The sequence below is a fragment of the Phyllobacterium sp. T2-21 genome, assembly GCF_055378485.1.
This window is the reverse complement of the sequence record NZ_AP027915.1, coordinates 80,426-98,898: the sequence shown is the minus strand read 5'-3', so window position 1 is coordinate 98,898 and position 18,473 is coordinate 80,426. Positions and strand designations below refer to the sequence as shown.

Here is an 18,473-nt window from a genome sequence, read left to right as displayed (position 1 = left end):
CATAATGCGCACATTTCGTGCATATAACCATCAAGGAGAGCATGAGTGGAGCAACTTGACGCGTTTGACCGCAAAATACTGTCTTCCTTGCAGGAGGATGGACGACTCACGAACAACGAGCTTTCCGAGCGGATCAATCTGTCCGCCTCGCAATGCTCGCGCCGCCGCTCCCGGCTGGAGGAGGAGGGATTCATTCGCGGCTACAGGGCGGAAATCGATCGCGAAAAACTGGGGCTTGGCATCGTCAACATCATCTCGGTCACACTTGCGACCCATAACAGGGACAACGCCCGCCGCTTTTCCGACCTCATTTCAAAGCTGCCGGAAGTCATGGAGGCCCATGCGCTGACGGGGGAGATGGATTATTTCATCAAGGTGGTCACACCGGATTTGCGGGCGCTCTCGGCCTTCGTCAACGACGTGCTGTTGCCGCACGAGTCCGTACAGAACGTCAAGACCGCCATCGTGCTGGACACATTGAAGGAAGATGGCAGGCTGCCGATTTGAATGGAGAACTGACAGAATTGCTATTTGCTGAGGACTGAGGCAACCACACGCCTGACGTCATCCAGTGTTTCCGTTGCAACCTGTCCCAGCTTGTCCGCATGAGCCGCTTCAATGGTCGCAATCTTGAGCGGCCGGATGACGGAGGCGACCGGAAGACCAGTTTCCGCATGACGGGGAATGGAAACATCTCCCACCCAGGATTTATTTTCAGCACTGGTAATCATCAGCACCCAAAGAAGGTTGGCATCTTCACCCACGGCGCCATCCGAGATGACGAGCGCAGGCCGGTGCTGGCGCGTGTTGCGGTCCGTGTATGGAAACGGTACGCGGACGATATCGCCGGATTTAAAGGTCTGCATAGGCTTTTCTGTCGGCAGGGCTGTCCCACTCCACGAATGTTGCAAAGGGATCATCGCCTTGAGCACCGGCTTCCACTCGTATGAGGATGACCCGCCCCTCTTCAATCCGATAGGCAATTTCATCGCCTGGATTCAGTTTCAGCGCCACGCGCACAGCTTGCGGTATGGTCGTCTGAGCTTTACTCGTCATTTTGCTGGTGATCATGGGTTACTCCTTCGCATGGCCCATATGTAAGGAATTTCCTTACCAACTGCAAGAATAGCCGTGCGGATATCTCATGGATACAGCGTCTTGCGCAGCATGGGGTAAACCCTGGCATGGCCGAGCATATAGGCCTTGAGGCTATTGCTGTCGAACAGGCCATGGAAGGCCCGGCCGAGAATGTTGAGCCCGCCGGTATAGGCGCCGAAGGCGGGCATGATCATGCGGGTATGGTCGGTGACGAAACAGCGTCGCTGCACCGCCTGGCCGCGCCTTACCACCTTTGCCGCCGGATGCAGATGCCCGGCGATTTCACCCCGCGATGCGGTTTTTGCAGGTTCGTGGCGGAACACCAGCGCCCCGAAAGCCAGTTCCGTATAGGTCTCGCCGGAAAGATCAGCCGGATGCTCCGGATCGTGATTGCCCGTGATCCAAATCCAGTCGCGTCCATGCATCAATGTCGCCAGCTGCTCGGCGTAGATGGCGGGCAGGCGCGCAGCGGCATCACCATCGTGAAAACTGTCGCCGAGGCTGATGACACAGGCCGGCTGATAGCGGGCAATGCTCGCCGCCAGTGCCTTCAATGTGGAGGCGGTATCATAGGGCGGCAGCATCATGCCGCGCCGGGCGAAGGACGAGCCCTTTTCGAAATGCAGGTCCGAGACGATCAGGATGCGATCGGCCTCCAGATAAAGCGCACCGGACGGGTCACATATGGCTGCATGGCCAGCAATATCGGTCTCGACCGCGCCGTGCAGCATTGTCCGTGTCGTGTGAACCGCCAGATTCATGTCCGTTCCATCATCTCGCGGGTCAGTTCGTCGGCAATCTCTTCGAGCAGCGTTTCGTGGGCTTCGCCCGGAACACGTTCCTTGCCGATCTCCATCATCACGGGAACGGCGAGCGGCGATATCCGGTCGAGCTCCTTGTGGATGATGTGACCCTTGATTCGTGCCAGCATATCGGCAAGGCGGCGAATGTCGAGAAGCCCGGTGGCGGCATCGGCCCGCGTGGCCTGGATGAGAATGTGGTCGGGTTCATGCGTGCGCAGGACGTCATAGATGAGATCGGTGGAGACGGTCACCTGTCGCCCGGTTTTTTCCTGCCCCGGATGCCGCTTCTCGACAAGGCCGGAGATCAGCGCGCAATTGCGGAACGTGCGCTTCAGCATCCAGCTTTCCGACAGCCATGCCTCGAGATCGTCGCCCAGCATGTCTTCGTCGAAAAATTCGGAAAGCGGCAGTTCACCCTTCCCAAACATACGGCCCACGTCGCGCAGGCCCCAGATCGACAGCGCGTAATCCGTGGCGACAAAGCCGAGGGGCCGTGCCTTGGCCCGCTCCAGCCGCCGCGTCAGCAGCATGCCAAGGGTCTGATGTGCCAGCCGCCCTTCAAAGGGATAGATCACCATGTAATAGCGTTCACCGCGCGGGAAGGTTTCGACCAGCAGGCTGCCGGGATCAGGCAGCACCGATTTCTCCTTCTGGATTCGTAGCCAGTCGCTGACCTGATCGGGCAGGGCACCCCAGCGATCCTGATCGGCCAGCATGGCGCGCACCTGATCGGCGAGATAGGTGGTCAGCGGGAATTTTCCACCGGCATAGGCGGGGATTTTGGCGTCGAACCCTTCAGCATTGGAAACAAGGCATTCGTTCTCGCGAATGCCTTCAAAACGCAGCACGCGCCCGGAGAAGAAGAACGTATCGCCCGGCGACAGGGCTTCGAGAAACGACTCTTCCACCTTGCCGAGCACCGGGCCGCCACGCGCATTGCCACCCTTGCCGCGCTGGCGGGTGAGCCGCACATTGAGGCTGGGCGCTTCGATGATGGTGCCGACATTCAGCCGGTATTGCTGGGCGATGCGCGGATGGGTCACGCGCCACGTCCCATCGGCGGTCTGGCGGATTTTGGCAAAGCGTTCATAGCTTTTCAGGGCATAACCGCCGGTGGCGACGAAGTCGACGATCCGGTGAAACGTTTCACGCGGCAAGCCCGCATAGGGCAGCGCCGTGGTTATCTCCTCGAAAAGTGCATCCGCATGAAACGGTTCAGCGCAGGCCATGCCGAGAACATGCTGGGCCAGCACATCCAGCGAACCCTCGCCGAGCGGCGGCGTATCCTGGGCACCGAGATAGTTGGCATCGAGCGCCGCCTGGCATTCCATCACCTCGAACCGGTTAGCCGGAACCAGGATGGCACGCGAAGGCTCGTCCATGCGGTGGTTGGAACGGCCGATGCGCTGCGCCAGGCGGCTCGCCCCCTTCGGCGCGCCCACATGGATGACAAGATCGACGTCGCCCCAATCGATGCCCAGATCAAGCGTCGAGGTGGCAACGACCGCGCGCAGGGCATTGCTGGCCATGGCCTGTTCGACCTTGCGCCGCTTGCTGACATCGAGCGAGCCGTGATGCAGGGCAATCGGCAGATTGTCATCATTGGCCATCCACAGATCGTGGAACAGACGCTCCGCCTGGCTGCGGGTGTTGACGAAAATGAGCGTGGTCCGGTGCCGTTTGATCGCCTCGTAAATGCCCGGCAGGGCATAAACGGCGGAGTGGCCGGCCCAGGGAATGCGGTCGGATGTTTCGAGAATGGTGATATGGGGTTTGGCACCGCCTTCGACCTTGACAAGACTGGCCATGGGCCTGCCTTCCAATTGCGGCAGCAACCAGCGCCGCAGGGCATCCGGATCAGCAACGGTTGCGGAAAGCCCGATAGTCTGTATGCCGGGCTGCAACTTGCGCAGCCGCGCCAGCCCCAGCGACAGGAGGTGTCCGCGTTTGGACGTCACCAGCGAATGCAGCTCGTCAAAGATGACATAGCGCAAATCCGCGAAAAACCGCCCGGCATCCCTGTTGGCGATCAAAAGAGCCAATTGCTCCGGTGTGGTCAGGAGGATATCCGGCGGAACAAGCTTCTGCCGCTGCCGCTTGTAGGCGGGTGTATCGCCGGTGCGGGTTTCAATGGTGATATCAAGCCCGATCTCCTCGATGGGACGGGCAAGGTTGCGCTCGATATCGACGGCCAGCGCCTTGAGCGGCGAGATGTAGAGCGTGTGAATGCCACGGCTGGCATTGTTGCTTTTGCCGCGTGTCGCCAGATCGACCAGCGCCGGCAGAAAACCCGCCAGCGTCTTGCCCGCACCTGTCGGCGCGATCAACAGGGTCGAACGGCCGGCCTGTGCTTCCTCCAGCAATTCCAGCTGATGCGCGCGCGGCGACCATCCCTTGGCCTGAAACCAGTCCAGGAAAGGTTTTGGCAGGAGAGAACTGCCTTCGATAAAAAGGGGCTTTGTCTTGGTGCTCACAAGAGCGAATGTAATGGTGTGCAAGGAAAGCGCCAAGTTTTCTTTCGCGGTTTTCGGCATTTGCGTGGAGCCGAATGCTGCCTATCTTCGTTGGTGCAGAAAGGTGGAAGAACAATGCTGACCCGTCCGGAGGCACTTTTGCGATCAACGCCAGCGGGTCTCTATTCCCCGGCGGGGGATTTCCATATCGATCCCGTCAGTCCGGTGGAGCGCGCCCTGATCACCCATGGCCATGCCGACCACGCCAGACCCGGCCACCAGCATGTCATGGCAACACAGCAGACACTCGACATCATGGGGATACGCTATGGCGACAATTTTGCCGGAACGACCCAGGCGGCGGAGCTTGGAACTGTCAGCGACATCAATGGCGTCAAGGTCAGCTTTCACCCGGCGGGTCACGTTCTGGGATCGGCACAGATTGCCGTCGAGAAGGATGGCATGCGCATCGTCTGTTCGGGTGACTACAAGCGGGCGGCGGATCCCACCTGCATCGGGTTTGAACCCGTTCCCTGCGACGTGTTCATAACCGAGGCGACCTTCGCCCTGCCGGTGTTCCGGCATCCCGATGCCAGGGACGAAATCGCCAAGCTGATAAAATCCATCGAACAGTTTCCGGAACGCTCGCATCTTGTCGGCGCCTATGCGCTGGGCAAGGCGCAGCGGGTCATCCGCATGCTGCGCGATGCGGGCTATGACAGGACGATCTACATCCATGGTGCCCTGACAAAACTCTGCGACTATTACCAGTCGCAGGGCATCGATCTTGGCCCCCTGTCCCCGGCGACGTTGGAAACAGGTGCGCCACAGGATTTTGCCGGCAGTGTCGTTGTCGGACCGCCTTCCTCCTTTCAGGACCGCTGGGCCCGGCGCTTTCCCGATCCCGTTTCGTGCTTTGCCTCGGGCTGGATGCGTATCCGCCAGCGCGCGCGTCAGCAGGGCGTGGAACTGCCGATCATCCTGTCCGATCACTGCGATTGGGATGAGCTAACCAGGACGATCAGGGAACTGGCCCCATCGCAGATCTGGGTGACCCACGGCCGCGAGGAGGCGCTTGTCCGATGGTGTGATCTCAACGGGTTTGCCGCACGGCCGCTGCATCTCGTCGGCTATGAAGACGAGGGGGACTGATGCGGGAATTTGCAGCCCTTCTCGACAGGTTGGTGCTTACGCCGCAGCGCAACGGCAAGATCAGGCTGCTCGTCGATTATTTCCGGCAGACACCGGACCCCGACCGCGGCCTTGCCCTTGCCGCCATCACGCGGGACCTCGACATCGCGAATGTCAAACCCGCCATGCTGCGCGCGCTCGTCGCCGAGCGTATGGACGAGCAGCTTTTTGCCTATTCCTACGACTATGTCGGCGACCTCGCCGAAACGATTTCCCTGGTCTGGTCAGCCAAGGAGCCATCGCGTGTCAACGCCATTCCCACCCTTGGCGACGTCGTTGCCTCGCTCGCGCGCGCCTCGCGCAGCGACGCCATCAGGCTCGTGGAGAAATGGCTCGACCAGCTGGACGCCTCCGCCCGCTACGCCTTGCTGAAGCTGGTGACCGGCGGCCTGCGCATCGGCGTTTCGGCAAGACTGGCCAAGCAGGCACTTGCGGATTTCGGTGCAGTGGATGTCGGCGAGATCGAAGAACTCTGGCACGGGCTGAAGCCGCCCTATCAATCCCTGTTCGCCTGGCTGGAAGGCAAGACGGAAAAGCCTGCGAGCCTTGCCGCCGCGCCGTTTCGGCCTGTCATGCTTTCAACACCGCTCGAAGAGCCGGATTACGCCAGGATCGTCGTGGAAGATTATGCGGCGGAGTGGAAGTGGGACGGTATCCGCGTGCAGTTGACGGCTGAAGCCGGCCAGCGGCGCATCTATTCGCGGACGGGTGACGACATCTCCCACGCTTTTCCCGATATTGCCGATGCCATGCATTTCGCGGGAACGCTGGACGGTGAACTGCTCGTTGCCCGCAGCACGGCCGAAAGCGTCGAAATCGGTGCCTTCGGCGATCTGCAGCAGCGGCTCAACCGGAAAGCTGTCTCGGCCAAACAGATGGAAAGTCATCCGGCGTTCGTGCGGCTGTACGATCTGCTGATTGACGGCGACGAAGACATCCGGACTTTGCCTTTTGCTGAACGGAGGCAAAGACTTGAGCGCTTTGTCTCCGATCTTGATTCCACGCGTTTCGATCTGTCGCCTCTCGTGCCGTATTCCACCTTCGAAGACCTTGTCGCAATGCGCCGGAATCCGCCGCATCCCGTCATCGAAGGGCTGATGTTGAAACAGTGGGACTCTACCTACGTGCCCGGACGCCCGAAGGGGCCGTGGTTCAAGTGGAAACGCGATCCCTTCACCATCGATGCCGTGCTTGTCTATGCCCAGCGCGGACACGGCAAACGGTCGAGCTTCTATTCGGATTATACATTTGCCGTGTGGACCGGCCCGGAAGACGACCCGCATCTGGTGCCGGTGGGCAAGGCCTATTTCGGCTTTACCGACGAAGAGTTGAAACAGCTCGATGCCTATGTGCGCAACAACACCACCGAACGCTTCGGGCCGGTGCGTTCCGTGCGGGCGGAGCCGGGTCATGGCCTTGTGCTTGAAGTGGCCTTCGAAGGATTAAACCGGTCGAAACGGCACAAATCCGGCGTCGCCATGCGCTTTCCCCGCATCGCCCGCCTGCGCTGGGACAAACCGCCGATCGAGGCGGACAGGCTGGAAACCCTGGAAGCCCTTTTACGCGATTCCGATGCCACCAATTGAAAAACGAAGGATATTATCCATATTTCAATAGGTTAATACCTGTTTTTTCACCTTATTCTTGAGGTGGCTTGGGAAAGAAGATGCTCGTGCGCCGTTGATAATCCCGGAAAGCCTGGCCGCGCGAGGCGAGCATGTGCTCCTCCAGCGGCGGGACGCCGGAGACATGGCGCAGCAGCACATACATCAGAACCGGCGCGGCAAGCGTGAGCCAGCCATGTACATAGTCGCCGTCGAAATCCGCAGCGATCAGCACATAGGCTACCCAGCCCAGCCATTCGAAGAAGTAATTCGGATGGCGTGACCAGCGCCAGAAACCCGTATCGCAGATCTTGCCGCGATTGGCCGGGTTTCGCGAAAACCGCTTGAGCTGCCAGTCCGCAATCGCTTCGCCGGCAAGCGCAGCAAGCGCCACCACGAGCCCGAGATAATCGGGAAATTCCAGCTCGACATCCGGCCGGGCGGCGGCAATGTAAACGCTGACGACGAGGAGAATGCCGGCAAAGGCCTGCGTTTGCAGAAAGAAGAACATCTGCGAATTGGCAGAGGCACCCCATTGCCTGCGCAACCGCGCGTAGCGCGGATCATCCTCGCTGTTGAGTGTGCGCAGCAGAATATGGCCGCCCAGCCGCAGCGACCATAGCGCAAGCAGGACAATCACCAGCCATTTTCGGGCCGGCGAGACCATATCGCTGGAAAACAGGATGGAAAGAATGCCGATTGCCCCGACACCGAACGACCAGAAGGCATCCGCCCAGCCGCTGTTCCCGGTCTGGCGCTGCACAAGAAAGGCACAGGCCATCACGCCGCAGAGCGCGACAGCTGCGATAGTAAGAATGACGAGAGCTGTCATGCACGTTTACCTGTTGTTCACCGGGGATGTCAGGGTCAGAACTCATTGATCTGGTCGAAATGGTGTGAGGCCAGATCAATGAGTTCTGACCCTAGGCTGATGTTCAAAGGGCGGGGCGCTGCAGCATACAGGATTTTTTCGATCAGCAAATCATAACCCGCTTAAGACCTATTCTTGTCCGGCTGTCCAAGGATAAAATTGGGGGTATTGCGCGGTGTGGCAACAACAAAGGGCGACAATGGTCCTCGGCCCTTGGCCGGCCACGGGGCTGCGAGCGCTCATCGTCTGCGCGGGCACCCGCACGGTGCCGGAAAGGCTTTGCTAACCAAATTTCCATTTCGGGGAAAAATATCAAAACAGACACCGTGAAACGCGCCAGAGCGGCGATTTTGGAGCAAAAAGTGACGAGAATGGGCCCGATGGTCCACATCGTGCACAATTTTTTTGACGTTTTCGTAAAATTTGCTTGCAGGCCAAACAGCCTGAAAATGCTGCTCTATCCTGAGTTTAACTCGATTTAGGCCGTTTCGTCGACTCGCATATTTCGCATAATTCGCAGAATCGACGGCTTGCGTTTGGCAAAATTTTGGCTTTTGTTCATGCCTTCATAATTCTTCAAAGGGGAAGGACCAAAAAATGTCATTTATGAAACTCAACCTCCGCGCGGCGCTGCTGCTTGGATCGCTGATGATCGGCGCAAGCCCGGCACTGGCAGAAGCCGTGCTGCATCGCGGCAACAGCGGCGAACCGCAGACCCTTGATCAGTCACAGACCTCGATCGATATCGAAGCATTCATCGTCAAGGATCTGTACGAGGGCCTGACGATCTATGACGCCATGGGCAAGATTGTTCCGGGCACCGCGGAAAGCTGGAAGGTTTCCGATGACGGCACCGTCTACACGTTCAAGCTGCGCGACAATGCGAACTGGTCGGATGGCACGCCGGTAACGGCGGAAGATTTTGTCTTCTCGATGCGCCGCGTCGAAGACCCGAAGACAGCCGCCGGCTACGCCAATATCCTTTATCCCATCAAGAATGCCGAAGCCGTCAACAAGAGCAAGGCCAAGGTGGAAGAACTCGGCGTAAAGGCCATCGATGCCAAGACGCTGGAAATCACGCTCGAACGTCCGACCCCTTTCTTCATCGAGCTGCTGTCGCACCAGACCGCGCTGCCGATCAACAAGGCCAGCTTCGAAAAGAATGGCGCCGATTTCGTCAAACCGGGCAAACTGGTGGGCAATGGCGCATTCAAGCTGCTTGAACACGTGCCGAACGACCATCTGACCGTTGCCAAGAACGAACATTACTGGGACGCGGCGAACGTCAAGCTCGACAAGGTCATCTTCTACCCCCTGGAAGACCAGGCCGCAGCCGTACGACGATACGAAGCCGGTGAACTGGACCTCGTCTACAACTTCTCCTCCGACCAGATCGAGCGCATGCGCGCCGCCAATGCCAAGCAGGTCCACGTGACCCCGGCCATGGCAACCTACTACTACCCCTTCGATACGCGCACCGAACCCTTCAACGACGTGCGTGTGCGCCGTGCCCTTTCGATGGCCGTCGATCGCGATTTCCTTGCCAAGGACATCTACAACGGTACCAAGCTGCCGGTTTACTCCCTGGTTCCTCCGGGCATGCAAAACTACGGCGAACCGTCCAAGGCCGATTTTGCCGACAAGTCGCAGCTTGACCGTGAAGATGAAGCGCTCAAGCTGATGAAGGAAGCGGGTTATGGCGAAGGCGGCAAGCCTTTGAACATCGAAATCCGCTACAACACCAACCCGAACCACGAGCGTGTGGCGACGGCTGTTGCCGACATGTGGAAAAAGGCCTTCGGCGCCAAGGTCACGCTGATGAACCTCGATATTTCATCGCATTACGCCTACCTGCAGGAAGGCGGCAAATTCAACGTTGCCCGCGCCGGCTGGACGGCAGACTATGCCGATCCGGAAAACTTCCTGAACCTCAATGTCAGCACCAACAAGACCTTCAATTACGGGCATTATTCCAATCCGGAATTTGATGCCCTGATGAAGAAGTCCTACGAAGAGCGCAATCCTGCGGAACGCGCCAAGATCCTGCACCAGGCAGAAGCATTGATCATGCGCGACCAGCCGATCGCGCCGCTGATGAATGATGCGAACCTCTGGCTCGTGGCCGACAAGGTCAAGGGCTGGGGTGACAACGCCAACAACGAGCACCTGAGCAAATATCTCAGCGTTGAATAGCAAAATCTGACGCGCAACCCGCACCCGCGGGTTGCGCGTCACGCTTTTGCCCGGCTCGCTATGTGCCAGCTACCGACCGCAAATCGACAAACAGACATGACCCGGCACGGCCCTTTCGACAGGACCGTGAACGGATGGATATTGCCATTTCATGCCAAACACCGACCAGTAAACGGCGAGGGAACAGCCAGATGACGCTTGCGAAGTTGAATATGACCGCCGCCCTGCTTGCCGGTTCGCTTTTACTGGCGGCAGCTCCGGCGCTTGCCGAAGCGGTTCTGCACCGCGGCAATTCCGGCGAGCCGCAAACGCTGGATCCGTCCCAGACCTCGCTTGAAATCGAGGCATTCATCCTGAAAGACCTCTATGAAGGTCTGACCAGCTATGATCCCGCCGGCAAGATCGTGCCGGGCGCGGCCGAGAGCTGGACTGTCTCCGACGACGGCACGGTCTATACCTTCAAGATCCGCGCCAATGCCAACTGGTCGGACGGCTCGCCCGTCACCGCGGACGATTTCATTTTCTCCTTCAAGCGTGTCGAAGAGCCGAAGACAGCCGCTGGCTATGCCAACATGCTCTACCCCATCAAGAATGCCGAGAAGATCAACAAGGGCGAGCTATCTGTCGACCAGATCGGCATGAAGGCGATTGATGCCAAGACGCTCGAAATCACCCTGGAGCGCGCCACGCCGTTCTTCGTCGAACTGCTGGCGCACCAGACCGCCCTGCCAGTCAACAGGGCAAGCCTTGAAAAGAACGGCGCCGACTTCATCAAGCCGGGCAAACTCGTCTCCAATGGCGCCTTCGAGCTTGTCGAACACGTGCAGAACGATCATCTGACCGCCGCCAAGAACCCTGATTACTGGGGTGCCGGGGATGTGAAACTCGACAAGGTCATCTTCTACCCGACCGAGGATCAGGCGGCCGCCGTGCGCCGCTTCGAGGCCAGGGAAATGGACCTCGTCTACAATTTCTCGGCCGACCAGATCGAGCGCCTGCGTGCATCCATGGGCGATCAGGTGCGCATCACCCCGGCGCTGTCGACCTATTTCTATTCCTTCGACACCCGTGCCGAACCGTTCAGCGACGTGCGCGTGCGCCGGGCGCTGTCCATGGCGATCGACCGCGACTTCCTGTCGAATGAAATCTACAAGGGCGCGCAGCTGCCAGCCTATTCGCTCGTGCCGCTTGGCATTGCCAATTACGGCGAACCGGCCAAGCCCGATTTTGCCGACATGTCGCAGCTCGACCGCGACGACAAGGCGGTCGCGCTGATGAAGGAGGCGGGCTATGGCGCGGGCGGTAAGCCGCTCACCATCGAGATCCGTTACAACACCAATCCCAATCACGAACGGGTCGCCATCGCCGTTGCCGATATGTGGAAAAAGGCCTTCGGCGCCAATGTGACGCTGCTGCAGAACGATATCAGCGCCCATTACGCCTATCTGAAGGAGGGCGGCAAGTTCAACGTGGCGCGGGCCGGCTGGACCGCGGATTATGCCGATGCCGAGAACTTCATGGTGATCAATCTGAGCACCAACACCACCTTCAATTATGGTCGCTGGAACAATCCGGACTTCGATGCCCTGGTCAAGAAGTCCTACGACGAAAAAGACCCCGCGGCCCGCGCCAAGATTCTGCATGAAGCCGAAACACTGGTCCTGCAGGAACAGCCCGTCGCGCCGATGATGAATTTCGGGCAGCTCTGGCTCGTGTCCAACCGCGTCAAGGGCTGGAAGGACAACGGCACCAACGACCATCTGAGCAAATATCTGAGCCTTGCGGAACAATGACCGGTTTGAACGCAACGGTCTAATTGAGTGAGTGGGTGCAGCTGCTGCGAAAGCTGCACAGAAGAGAGAGTATATCTCCATGTTTCATTTCGTCCTTCGCCGACTGGCGAGTGCAGTGCCGACATTGTTCATTGTCGTCACCATTTCGTTCTTCCTGATGCGGTTTGCACCGGGCGGTCCCTTCAACCTTGAAAGGCCGCTGCCGCCGGCGACGATGGAAAACCTGATGAAGGCCTACCATCTCGATCAGCCGCTCTGGAACCAGTACCTGCAGTATCTCAAGAACGCAGTGACCGGCGATTTCGGCCCAAGCTACATCTACAAGGACAACACGATTGCCGAGCTGATCGGCAAGGGCCTGCCTTACTCGGTAGAACTTGGATTCTATGCCTTGCTCCTTGCACTCTTCGGCGGGGTCATTGTCGGAACGATCGCGGCTTTGCGCCAGAACAGTTTCCTCGATTTCCTCATCATGTCCGTCGCGACAATCGGCGTGACGGTACCCAATTTCGTCGTGGGCCCGGTGCTCACGCTGATTTTCGCGGTGCTGTTGTCCCTTCTGCCCGCGGGTGGCTGGGGTGACGGATCGTGGCGCTTCCTGATATTGCCGATGATTGCGCTGGCGCTGCCGCAGCTGGCCGTCTTTGCCCGTCTCACGCGCGGCTCGATGATCGAAGGCCTGCATACCGATCACATCCGCACGGCACGCGCCTACGGATTGCCGCCAAGGACCGTCGTCATCACCCATGCCATGCGCGGGGCACTCCTGCCGGTTGTCTCCTATCTCGCGCCCTGCGCCGCCGCGCTGTTGACCGGTTCCGCCGTGGTCGAAACCATCTTCACCATTCCCGGCGTCGGCCGCTACTTCGTGCTGGGTGCCATCAATCGCGATTACACACTCGTGATGGGAACGGTCGTTCTCGTGGCGATTTTCGTCATCGTTTTCAATCTTGTGGTCGATATTCTGTACGGCCTTCTTGATCCGAGGGTTCGCCATGACTGATATATCGACAACAAACATCCCCGAGAAGGAAACCCAGGGGCGCAGCCTATTTCAGCTGGCAACGCTCCGCTTCCGCCGCAACCGTGCGGCGATGGCCGGCTGCGTGGTGCTGTTCTTCATCACCCTGTTTTCCTTCTTCGGGCCCTACTTCCTCAGTCATACCTACGATCAGGTATTCCCGTCCTACGTCACCATCCCGCCGAGCCTTGAAGCCTTGCCGAAGGCCGATACCCTCGGCGACGTGATGGCAGGCGTGGCAAGCCGTGCCCGGGTGCAGTTGAAGGAATTTGCCGTCGACGGCAACACCTTCACCGCAACCATTCATTCGGACCAGCCAATCGATCCGCGGGCGACCCGTTATTTCGACCGGGCGAACGAGTTTCAGGGCACGAAGGTGGCGGCCACGGAAGACGATGGCAAAACGCTGAAGCTGTCGGGCAATGTCAATCGCGAATACTTCTTCTTCGGCACCGACGCCAACGGCCGCGACATGCTGGCCCGCATCATGCTCGGCGGGCAGATTTCGCTGGCCGTCGGGTTCCTTGCCAGTCTTGTTTCACTGGCTGTCGGCGTAACCTACGGCGCCATCTCCGGTTATATCGGCGGGCGCGTCGACAATGTGATGATGCGCCTGATCGAGATTCTCTATTCCCTGCCGTTCGTGTTTCTCGTGGTGGTGCTCGTCGTCTTCTTCGGGCGCAGTTTTATCCTGATCTTTCTGGTGATCGGTGCCGTGGAATGGCTTGATATGGCACGCATTGTGCGCGGTCAGACCCTTGCCCTGAAACGCCGCGAATTCATCGGCGCGGCACAGGCCCTGGGATTGACCGACTGGCAGATCATCCGCCGGCACATCATTCCCAATACGATTGGTCCCGTCATCGTCTTCGTCACGGTCGTGGTTCCGAAAGTCATCCTTCTGGAGAGCTTCCTGTCCTTCCTCGGTCTCGGTGTTCAGGCGCCGCTGACGAGTTGGGGCGCGCTGATCTCCGAAGGTGCAAACAAGATGCAATCTGCACCGTGGCTGCTGATTTTCCCTGCCATTTTCTTTGTCGTCACCCTGTTCTCGCTGAACTTCATCGGTGACGGCCTGCGTGATGCACTCGACCCGAAGGACCGCTGAAATGACGGACAACAAAGATGCAGTATTGTCCGTGCGCGGACTGAAAGTCGACTTCACCACGCCGGACGGCGACGTCAATGCCGTCAAGGGCATCGATCTCGATGTTCTTCCCGGCGAAACACTGGCCGTCGTTGGTGAATCCGGCTCCGGTAAGAGCCAGACCATGATGGGCATCATGGGTCTCCTGGCGCAGAACGGCCGCGTGGCCGGCTCGGCAAAATATCGCGGCAAGGAACTTGTCGGCCTGTCGACCAAGGCACTCAACGAGGTGCGCGGCTCGAAAATCACCATGATTTTCCAGGAGCCCATGACCTCGCTCGACCCGCTTTACACGATCGGGCGACAGATTGCCGAGCCCATCGTCCACCACAAGGGTGTCAGCTTCAAGCAGGCGAAGGTGCGCGTGCTTGAACTGTTGAAGCTTGTCGGCATTCCCGAACCGGAACGGCGCATCAACAGCTACCCGCACGAAATGTCCGGCGGTCAGCGTCAGCGCGTCATGATTGCCATGGCGCTTGCCAACGAACCGGATCTTCTGATTGCCGATGAGCCGACCACCGCGCTCGACGTGACGATCCAGGCCCAGATTCTTGATCTCCTGCGCGATTTGCAGAAGCGGTTCGGCATGGCCATCGTGCTGATCACCCATGATCTTGGGGTGGTCAAACATTTTGCCGAGCGCGTGGTTGTCATGCGGCGCGGCGAGGTCGTCGAAAAAGGAACGATCAAGGACATCTTTGAACGCCCGCAGGAAGACTATACCAAGATGCTGCTGGCCGCAGAGCCCAGCGGCAGCAAGTCGGCGCCGGAAGACAAGGCGCCGATCATGCTGGAAGGGCGCAATGTCACGGTCGACTTCGCCATTGGCGGCGGTTTCTTTACCAGCGCACATACGCGCTTCCGCGCCGTGGACGGCGTAACGGTCCGGCTCAAGCAGCGGCAAACCATCGGCATTGTCGGTGAATCCGGCTCCGGAAAGTCAACGCTCGGCCGGGCACTCCTGCGTCTTCTGCCGAGCAATGGCCAGTATCATTTTGAAAACAAGAACATTTCCGGCTTTGATCGCGCTGCCATGCGGCCGCTGCGCCGGGAATTGCAGCTGGTGTTCCAGGATCCCTACGGCTCGCTTTCGCCGCGCCAGACAGTGGGTGAAATCATCACCGAAGGCCTGCTCATCCACGAGCCGCAACTGTCGCGCGCCGACCGCGACAAGCGGGCCATTGCGGCACTCAAGGAAGTGGGGCTCGATCCGGGTGCGCGCAATCGCTATCCGCACGAGTTTTCCGGGGGACAGCGGCAACGCATCGCCATCGCGCGCGCCATGATCCTCAAGCCGAAGGTCGTCATTCTCGATGAACCGACCTCGGCGCTCGACCGGTCGGTGCAGGGGCAGGTGATCGAACTGCTGCGCGACCTGCAGGCCAAGCACGATCTGTCCTATATCTTCATCAGTCACGATCTCGCAGTGATCAAGGCGATGTCAGACTATGTGATCGTGATGAAGAGCGGCAAGATCGTCGAGGAAGGCCAGACCGACGATATTTTCGATGCGCCGCAGCACGATTATACCAAGACGCTGATCGGCGCTGCTTTCGATTTGGATTGAAGACGAGCTTGTTTAACGCAAAACGCCGTTCTGTGGATTGTCACAGAACGGCGTTTTGCAGAGCGCGAAACAGTTAAAGCTCAGACCGCCAAGGCGGATTTGCTCCGGCGCGCGATACGGTGACCGCAGACGCCTTGACACCGAGCAGCAAGGCCGCGCGGATTTGCGCTTCCTCAAGCGAGGTCAGCGCAGCTTTGGCCAGAAGGCCGGCTTCCTGCAGCGAGGTCAGGACGCCCGCCGTGAACGTATCGCCAGCCCCCACCGTATCGACAACCGCAACCCTCTGCGCCGCCACGTGCACGGCCAGCTCGGATGTATAGCCGGTCACGCCATCCGCACCATGGGTGACGAGGATGAGCTTCGGACCATGCTGCGACGCCGGGACAATCCAACGCCGTGCAATCTCTTCCATCGTGCCGCTTTCACCGAACCAGCGCATATCCTCATCGGAAATCTTGACGATATCGCTCATGGCGATCATGCGGCGCATGCGCGCCAGATGCTTTTCCTTGTCCGGGATGAAACCCGGCCGGATGTTGGGGTCGAGAACGATGACGCGCTTTTCATGCTCGCGCGCCATCAGCGCTTCATAGGTCGAGCCGCAGGGTTCCGGAATGAGGCTGATCGCGCCGAACTGCAGCGTCGTGACATTATCCTCCAGCGCCGGCAGATCGCCGAGGGCGAGTGAACGCCCGGCACTGTTCTCGTCGTAGAAGGTGTAGCTGGCCTGGCCGTCGGTCAGGCGCACGAAGGCAAGCGTCGTGGGCTGCGGCGAAATATGCGCGTAGCGCGTGCCGACATGATTGGCCGCAAGGCTTTCGCGCAGCATCTGACCGAAGAAATCCGAGGAGACGCCGGAATAGAATTCGGTCGGCACGCCGAGGCGGCCCAAGGCAATGGCTGTATTGAAAACCGCGCCGCCGACATAGGGCGCAAAAGCCGGTTCACCCGCCTCGCTCGTGCGCGGCAACATGTCGATCAGCGCTTCACCACAACATAGGATCATTTGTCAGTTTCTTTCGATGGATAGATGACGCCCTTGCGGACGATGATATTGCCGTAAAGCCTTGGTTCGCTTGTCGCGATGATGGTATGGGCATCCTTCACCCGTGTGTAGAACGCATCGCCGACCAGCGGCAAGAGCGAAAATCCGGGGGCGCGGCGCGCGCAAACTTCGCGCATTTCCTCGTGCACCGGATCAAGAAGATCGGGATCTCCCTTCACCGTTGCGCGGAACAGCGCGTGCGGCACGAAATCATCCACCGGCATGACCTGCAGGATCGCATCGAGGATGGGAATCAGCGTCAGGCCATCGGCCCGGATCAGCCGCCGGGCATGTTCCAGCGCCGGATAATTGCCGTCGACCAGCGCGATTTCGTCGCCATGGCCCATGGCACGCAAGGTCGCGAGAAGCTCCGGGCCCAGGATGGGCGGAATACCAATCAGCACGTTCAATCGACCTTTCTGAATATTTTCTGTCCGATGAGGAACCGGTCCGACAGAGCAAGACTGGCGGCCCCGAGGGCCCTGGCATGAATGCCGACCGAGCCTTCGACAATGACGGGCAGCTCGATCCCCTCCAGATCGAATGTTCCGACATGGGCGCGTACGGCATCGACGATCCGGGCACGCACGTGCGCGGGCATCCAGCCATCGATAACAGCCGCTTCGAAATCGACAACCGACGCGGCGGCAATCACCGCCTGCGCAATGGCCTTGCCCGAACGGTCAATCCAACCGTCCAATTCCTCGCCCATCGGGCCCCAGTCATCGGGCGAGGTCCACAGCGGGGAGGGGTCACGGCCAAGGCCGGTGACGATGCGCTCCAGCGCGGTGATCGATGCAATGTCGATCAGCTGTTGCGTGGTCCCATCGGGACCGGGCACCGGCATGGAACCGAGCGCGCCGGCATTGCCGCTGCGCCCCGCATAAAGGCTGCCATTGATGACGATACCGCCGCCGATGAACGAGCCGATATAGAAATAGACGAAATCATTGAGGTCTTTTGTCTCGCCAAAGACAAGCTCCGCACCGCAGGCCGCCGTGATGTCATTCTGCAGATAGACCGGGAAATCGCAGATGGCGGCAATCGATGCCTTGATATCGGACTGGCGCCATTGATCGAGGATTTCCTGCGGCGCCCCGACTGTATCGGCCCATTTCCACAGTTCGAACGGCGCGGCGATGCCAAGACCGGCAACCTTCGAACGCTGCTTCGCGTCAAGGCCATCCAGCATCGTCGCGATGCCATCCCTGGTGAAAGCCAGGACCGAATCCGGCGTCGGATAGGCATAGGGCATATGCAGCATGGACCGGATACGCCCGACAAAATCGATCAGCACCAGATCCGCGCTGCGCCGCCCGATCTTGAGGCCGAGGAAGAAGGCACCCTCCGGATTGAGCGACATGGGAATGAGCGGCTGGCCGATGCGGCCGCGCAGCGGCTCTTCGCGCGAAAGCAGCTCGTCGGCTTCCAGCATGCGCATGATGATCGAGATTGTCTGCGCCGAAAGTCCTGTCATCCGCGCAATGGCTGTTTTGGCAAGGCTGCCATGCTGGCGCAACAGCGAAAGCACGACCCGCTCATTGTGGTCGCGCATGCCGCTCTGGTTTGTTCCCTGATGAAGCGGCGGCCGTGTTCCTCCCGGACCGTGGCGCTCCGATAGTCTGATGCCCAAAAGGACGTCCTCCCTGATATCGGCGCGACAATGGAGCCATCGGGCAAACCTGTCAAT

At 59.4% G+C, this 18,473-nt stretch carries 16 protein-coding genes; 8 read left to right on the top strand and 8 right to left on the bottom strand.

Annotation, left to right across the window (positions count from 1 at the left end):
- Positions 1-45 precede the first annotated feature (45 nt).
- Positions 46-507, top strand: coding sequence for an Lrp/AsnC family transcriptional regulator (locus ACZ5FP_RS22595; protein ID WP_105733708.1), 462 nt, complete (start codon positions 46-48; stop codon positions 505-507).
- 20 nt (positions 508-527) lie between these two features.
- Here ACZ5FP_RS22595 and ACZ5FP_RS22590 read toward each other — a convergent pair whose 3' ends face one another.
- From ACZ5FP_RS22590 to ACZ5FP_RS22575, 4 genes are all read right to left on the bottom strand, one after another.
- Complete coding sequence (locus ACZ5FP_RS22590; RefSeq protein ID WP_464664729.1) at positions 528-866, bottom strand: type II toxin-antitoxin system PemK/MazF family toxin; 339 nt, start codon at positions 864-866, stop codon at positions 528-530.
- The gene (locus ACZ5FP_RS22585) at positions 853-1,071 is read right to left on the bottom strand and encodes a type II toxin-antitoxin system PrlF family antitoxin (protein ID WP_464664728.1); all 219 of its coding nucleotides are present in this window, start codon (positions 1,069-1,071) and stop codon (positions 853-855) included. Before ACZ5FP_RS22585 ends, ACZ5FP_RS22590 begins: the two co-directional genes overlap by 14 nt.
- A 71-nt stretch (positions 1,072-1,142) precedes the next feature.
- Positions 1,143-1,829, bottom strand: a complete 687-nt coding sequence (pdeM, locus tag ACZ5FP_RS22580) for a ligase-associated DNA damage response endonuclease PdeM (RefSeq protein WP_464664869.1) — start codon at positions 1,827-1,829, stop codon at positions 1,143-1,145.
- A 26-nt stretch (positions 1,830-1,855) separates the two neighbouring features.
- Complete coding sequence (locus tag ACZ5FP_RS22575) at positions 1,856-4,399, bottom strand: ligase-associated DNA damage response DEXH box helicase (RefSeq protein WP_464664727.1); 2,544 nt, start codon at positions 4,397-4,399, stop codon at positions 1,856-1,858.
- A gap of 90 nt (positions 4,400-4,489) precedes the next feature.
- On the opposite strand from ACZ5FP_RS22575, the gene ACZ5FP_RS22570 reads away from it, so the two are divergent.
- Together ACZ5FP_RS22570 and ACZ5FP_RS22565 are read left to right on the top strand one after the other, a co-directional pair.
- The gene (locus tag ACZ5FP_RS22570) at positions 4,490-5,506 is read left to right on the top strand and encodes a ligase-associated DNA damage response exonuclease (protein ID WP_464664726.1); all 1,017 of its coding nucleotides are present in this window, start codon (positions 4,490-4,492) and stop codon (positions 5,504-5,506) included.
- Positions 5,506-7,131: a cisplatin damage response ATP-dependent DNA ligase gene (locus tag ACZ5FP_RS22565; protein ID WP_464664725.1), complete on the top strand. Its 1,626-nt coding sequence runs from the start codon at positions 5,506-5,508 to the stop codon at positions 7,129-7,131. The genes ACZ5FP_RS22570 and ACZ5FP_RS22565 overlap by 1 nt, the downstream gene beginning before the upstream one ends.
- Positions 7,132-7,183: 52 nt before the next feature.
- Here the strand turns inward: ACZ5FP_RS22565 and ACZ5FP_RS22560 are convergent, their stop codons facing one another.
- Positions 7,184-7,981: a DUF1295 domain-containing protein gene (locus tag ACZ5FP_RS22560; protein ID WP_464664724.1), complete on the bottom strand. Its 798-nt coding sequence runs from the start codon at positions 7,979-7,981 to the stop codon at positions 7,184-7,186.
- A gap of 636 nt (positions 7,982-8,617) precedes the next feature.
- On the opposite strand from ACZ5FP_RS22560, the gene ACZ5FP_RS22555 reads away from it, so the two are divergent.
- The 5 genes from ACZ5FP_RS22555 (at position 8,618) to ACZ5FP_RS22535 (ending at position 15,738) form a co-directional block, all read left to right on the top strand.
- Complete coding sequence (locus ACZ5FP_RS22555; protein WP_403181662.1) at positions 8,618-10,213, top strand: peptide ABC transporter substrate-binding protein; 1,596 nt, start codon at positions 8,618-8,620, stop codon at positions 10,211-10,213.
- 191 nt (positions 10,214-10,404) lie between these two features.
- Positions 10,405-12,006, top strand: a complete 1,602-nt coding sequence (locus ACZ5FP_RS22550) for a peptide ABC transporter substrate-binding protein (protein ID WP_464664723.1) — start codon at positions 10,405-10,407, stop codon at positions 12,004-12,006.
- Positions 12,007-12,085: 79 nt separating this feature from the next.
- Positions 12,086-13,009 (top strand): oligopeptide ABC transporter permease OppB, encoded by a 924-nt coding sequence (gene oppB, locus ACZ5FP_RS22545; RefSeq protein ID WP_105733698.1) that lies wholly within the window; start codon positions 12,086-12,088, stop codon positions 13,007-13,009.
- Positions 13,002-14,132: an ABC transporter permease subunit gene (locus ACZ5FP_RS22540; RefSeq protein ID WP_223614611.1), complete on the top strand. Its 1,131-nt coding sequence runs from the start codon at positions 13,002-13,004 to the stop codon at positions 14,130-14,132. Before oppB ends, ACZ5FP_RS22540 begins: the two co-directional genes overlap by 8 nt.
- A 1-nt stretch (position 14,133) precedes the next feature.
- Positions 14,134-15,738 (top strand): ABC transporter ATP-binding protein, encoded by a 1,605-nt coding sequence (locus ACZ5FP_RS22535; protein ID WP_223614610.1) that lies wholly within the window; start codon positions 14,134-14,136, stop codon positions 15,736-15,738.
- Between the two features lie 73 nt (positions 15,739-15,811).
- On the opposite strand, the gene ACZ5FP_RS22530 is transcribed toward ACZ5FP_RS22535, so the two are convergent.
- From ACZ5FP_RS22530 to ACZ5FP_RS22520, 3 genes are read right to left on the bottom strand one after another with little or no spacing between them, the layout of a single operon-like run.
- Positions 15,812-16,744: a carbohydrate kinase family protein gene (locus ACZ5FP_RS22530; protein WP_464664722.1), complete on the bottom strand. Its 933-nt coding sequence runs from the start codon at positions 16,742-16,744 to the stop codon at positions 15,812-15,814.
- Positions 16,741-17,187 carry an RbsD/FucU family protein gene (locus ACZ5FP_RS22525; RefSeq protein WP_464664868.1) on the bottom strand — a complete coding sequence of 149 codons (447 nt, stop codon included), beginning with the start codon at positions 17,185-17,187 and terminating at the stop codon, positions 16,741-16,743. Before ACZ5FP_RS22525 ends, ACZ5FP_RS22530 begins: the two co-directional genes overlap by 4 nt.
- A gap of 2 nt (positions 17,188-17,189) precedes the next feature.
- Positions 17,190-18,338: an ROK family transcriptional regulator gene (locus ACZ5FP_RS22520; protein WP_464664721.1), complete on the bottom strand. Its 1,149-nt coding sequence runs from the start codon at positions 18,336-18,338 to the stop codon at positions 17,190-17,192.
- Between the last annotated feature and the right edge of the window lie 135 nt (positions 18,339-18,473).

Excerpts from the sequence above, each read along its gene's own strand:
- ACZ5FP_RS22570 (WP_464664726.1), top strand. The coding sequence starts at position 4,490 with ATGCTGACCCGTCCGGAGGCACTTTTGCGATCAACGCCAGCGGGTCTC.
- oppB (WP_105733698.1), top strand. The coding sequence starts at position 12,086 with ATGTTTCATTTCGTCCTTCGCCGACTGGCGAGTGCAGTGCCGACATTG.
- ACZ5FP_RS22520 (WP_464664721.1), bottom strand. The coding sequence starts at position 18,338 with ATGCGCGACCACAATGAGCGGGTCGTGCTTTCGCTGTTGCGCCAGCAT.
- ACZ5FP_RS22530 (WP_464664722.1), bottom strand. The coding sequence starts at position 16,744 with ATGATCCTATGTTGTGGTGAAGCGCTGATCGACATGTTGCCGCGCACG.
- ACZ5FP_RS22565 (WP_464664725.1), top strand. The coding sequence starts at position 5,506 with ATGCGGGAATTTGCAGCCCTTCTCGACAGGTTGGTGCTTACGCCGCAG.
- ACZ5FP_RS22585 (WP_464664728.1), bottom strand. The coding sequence starts at position 1,071 with ATGATCACCAGCAAAATGACGAGTAAAGCTCAGACGACCATACCGCAA.
- ACZ5FP_RS22540 (WP_223614611.1), top strand. The coding sequence starts at position 13,002 with ATGACTGATATATCGACAACAAACATCCCCGAGAAGGAAACCCAGGGG.
- pdeM (WP_464664869.1), bottom strand. The coding sequence starts at position 1,829 with ATGCTGCACGGCGCGGTCGAGACCGATATTGCTGGCCATGCAGCCATA.
- ACZ5FP_RS22560 (WP_464664724.1), bottom strand. The coding sequence starts at position 7,981 with ATGACAGCTCTCGTCATTCTTACTATCGCAGCTGTCGCGCTCTGCGGC.
- ACZ5FP_RS22535 (WP_223614610.1), top strand. The coding sequence starts at position 14,134 with ATGACGGACAACAAAGATGCAGTATTGTCCGTGCGCGGACTGAAAGTC.
- ACZ5FP_RS22550 (WP_464664723.1), top strand. The coding sequence starts at position 10,405 with ATGACGCTTGCGAAGTTGAATATGACCGCCGCCCTGCTTGCCGGTTCG.
- ACZ5FP_RS22555 (WP_403181662.1), top strand. The coding sequence starts at position 8,618 with ATGTCATTTATGAAACTCAACCTCCGCGCGGCGCTGCTGCTTGGATCG.
- ACZ5FP_RS22590 (WP_464664729.1), bottom strand. The coding sequence starts at position 866 with ATGCAGACCTTTAAATCCGGCGATATCGTCCGCGTACCGTTTCCATAC.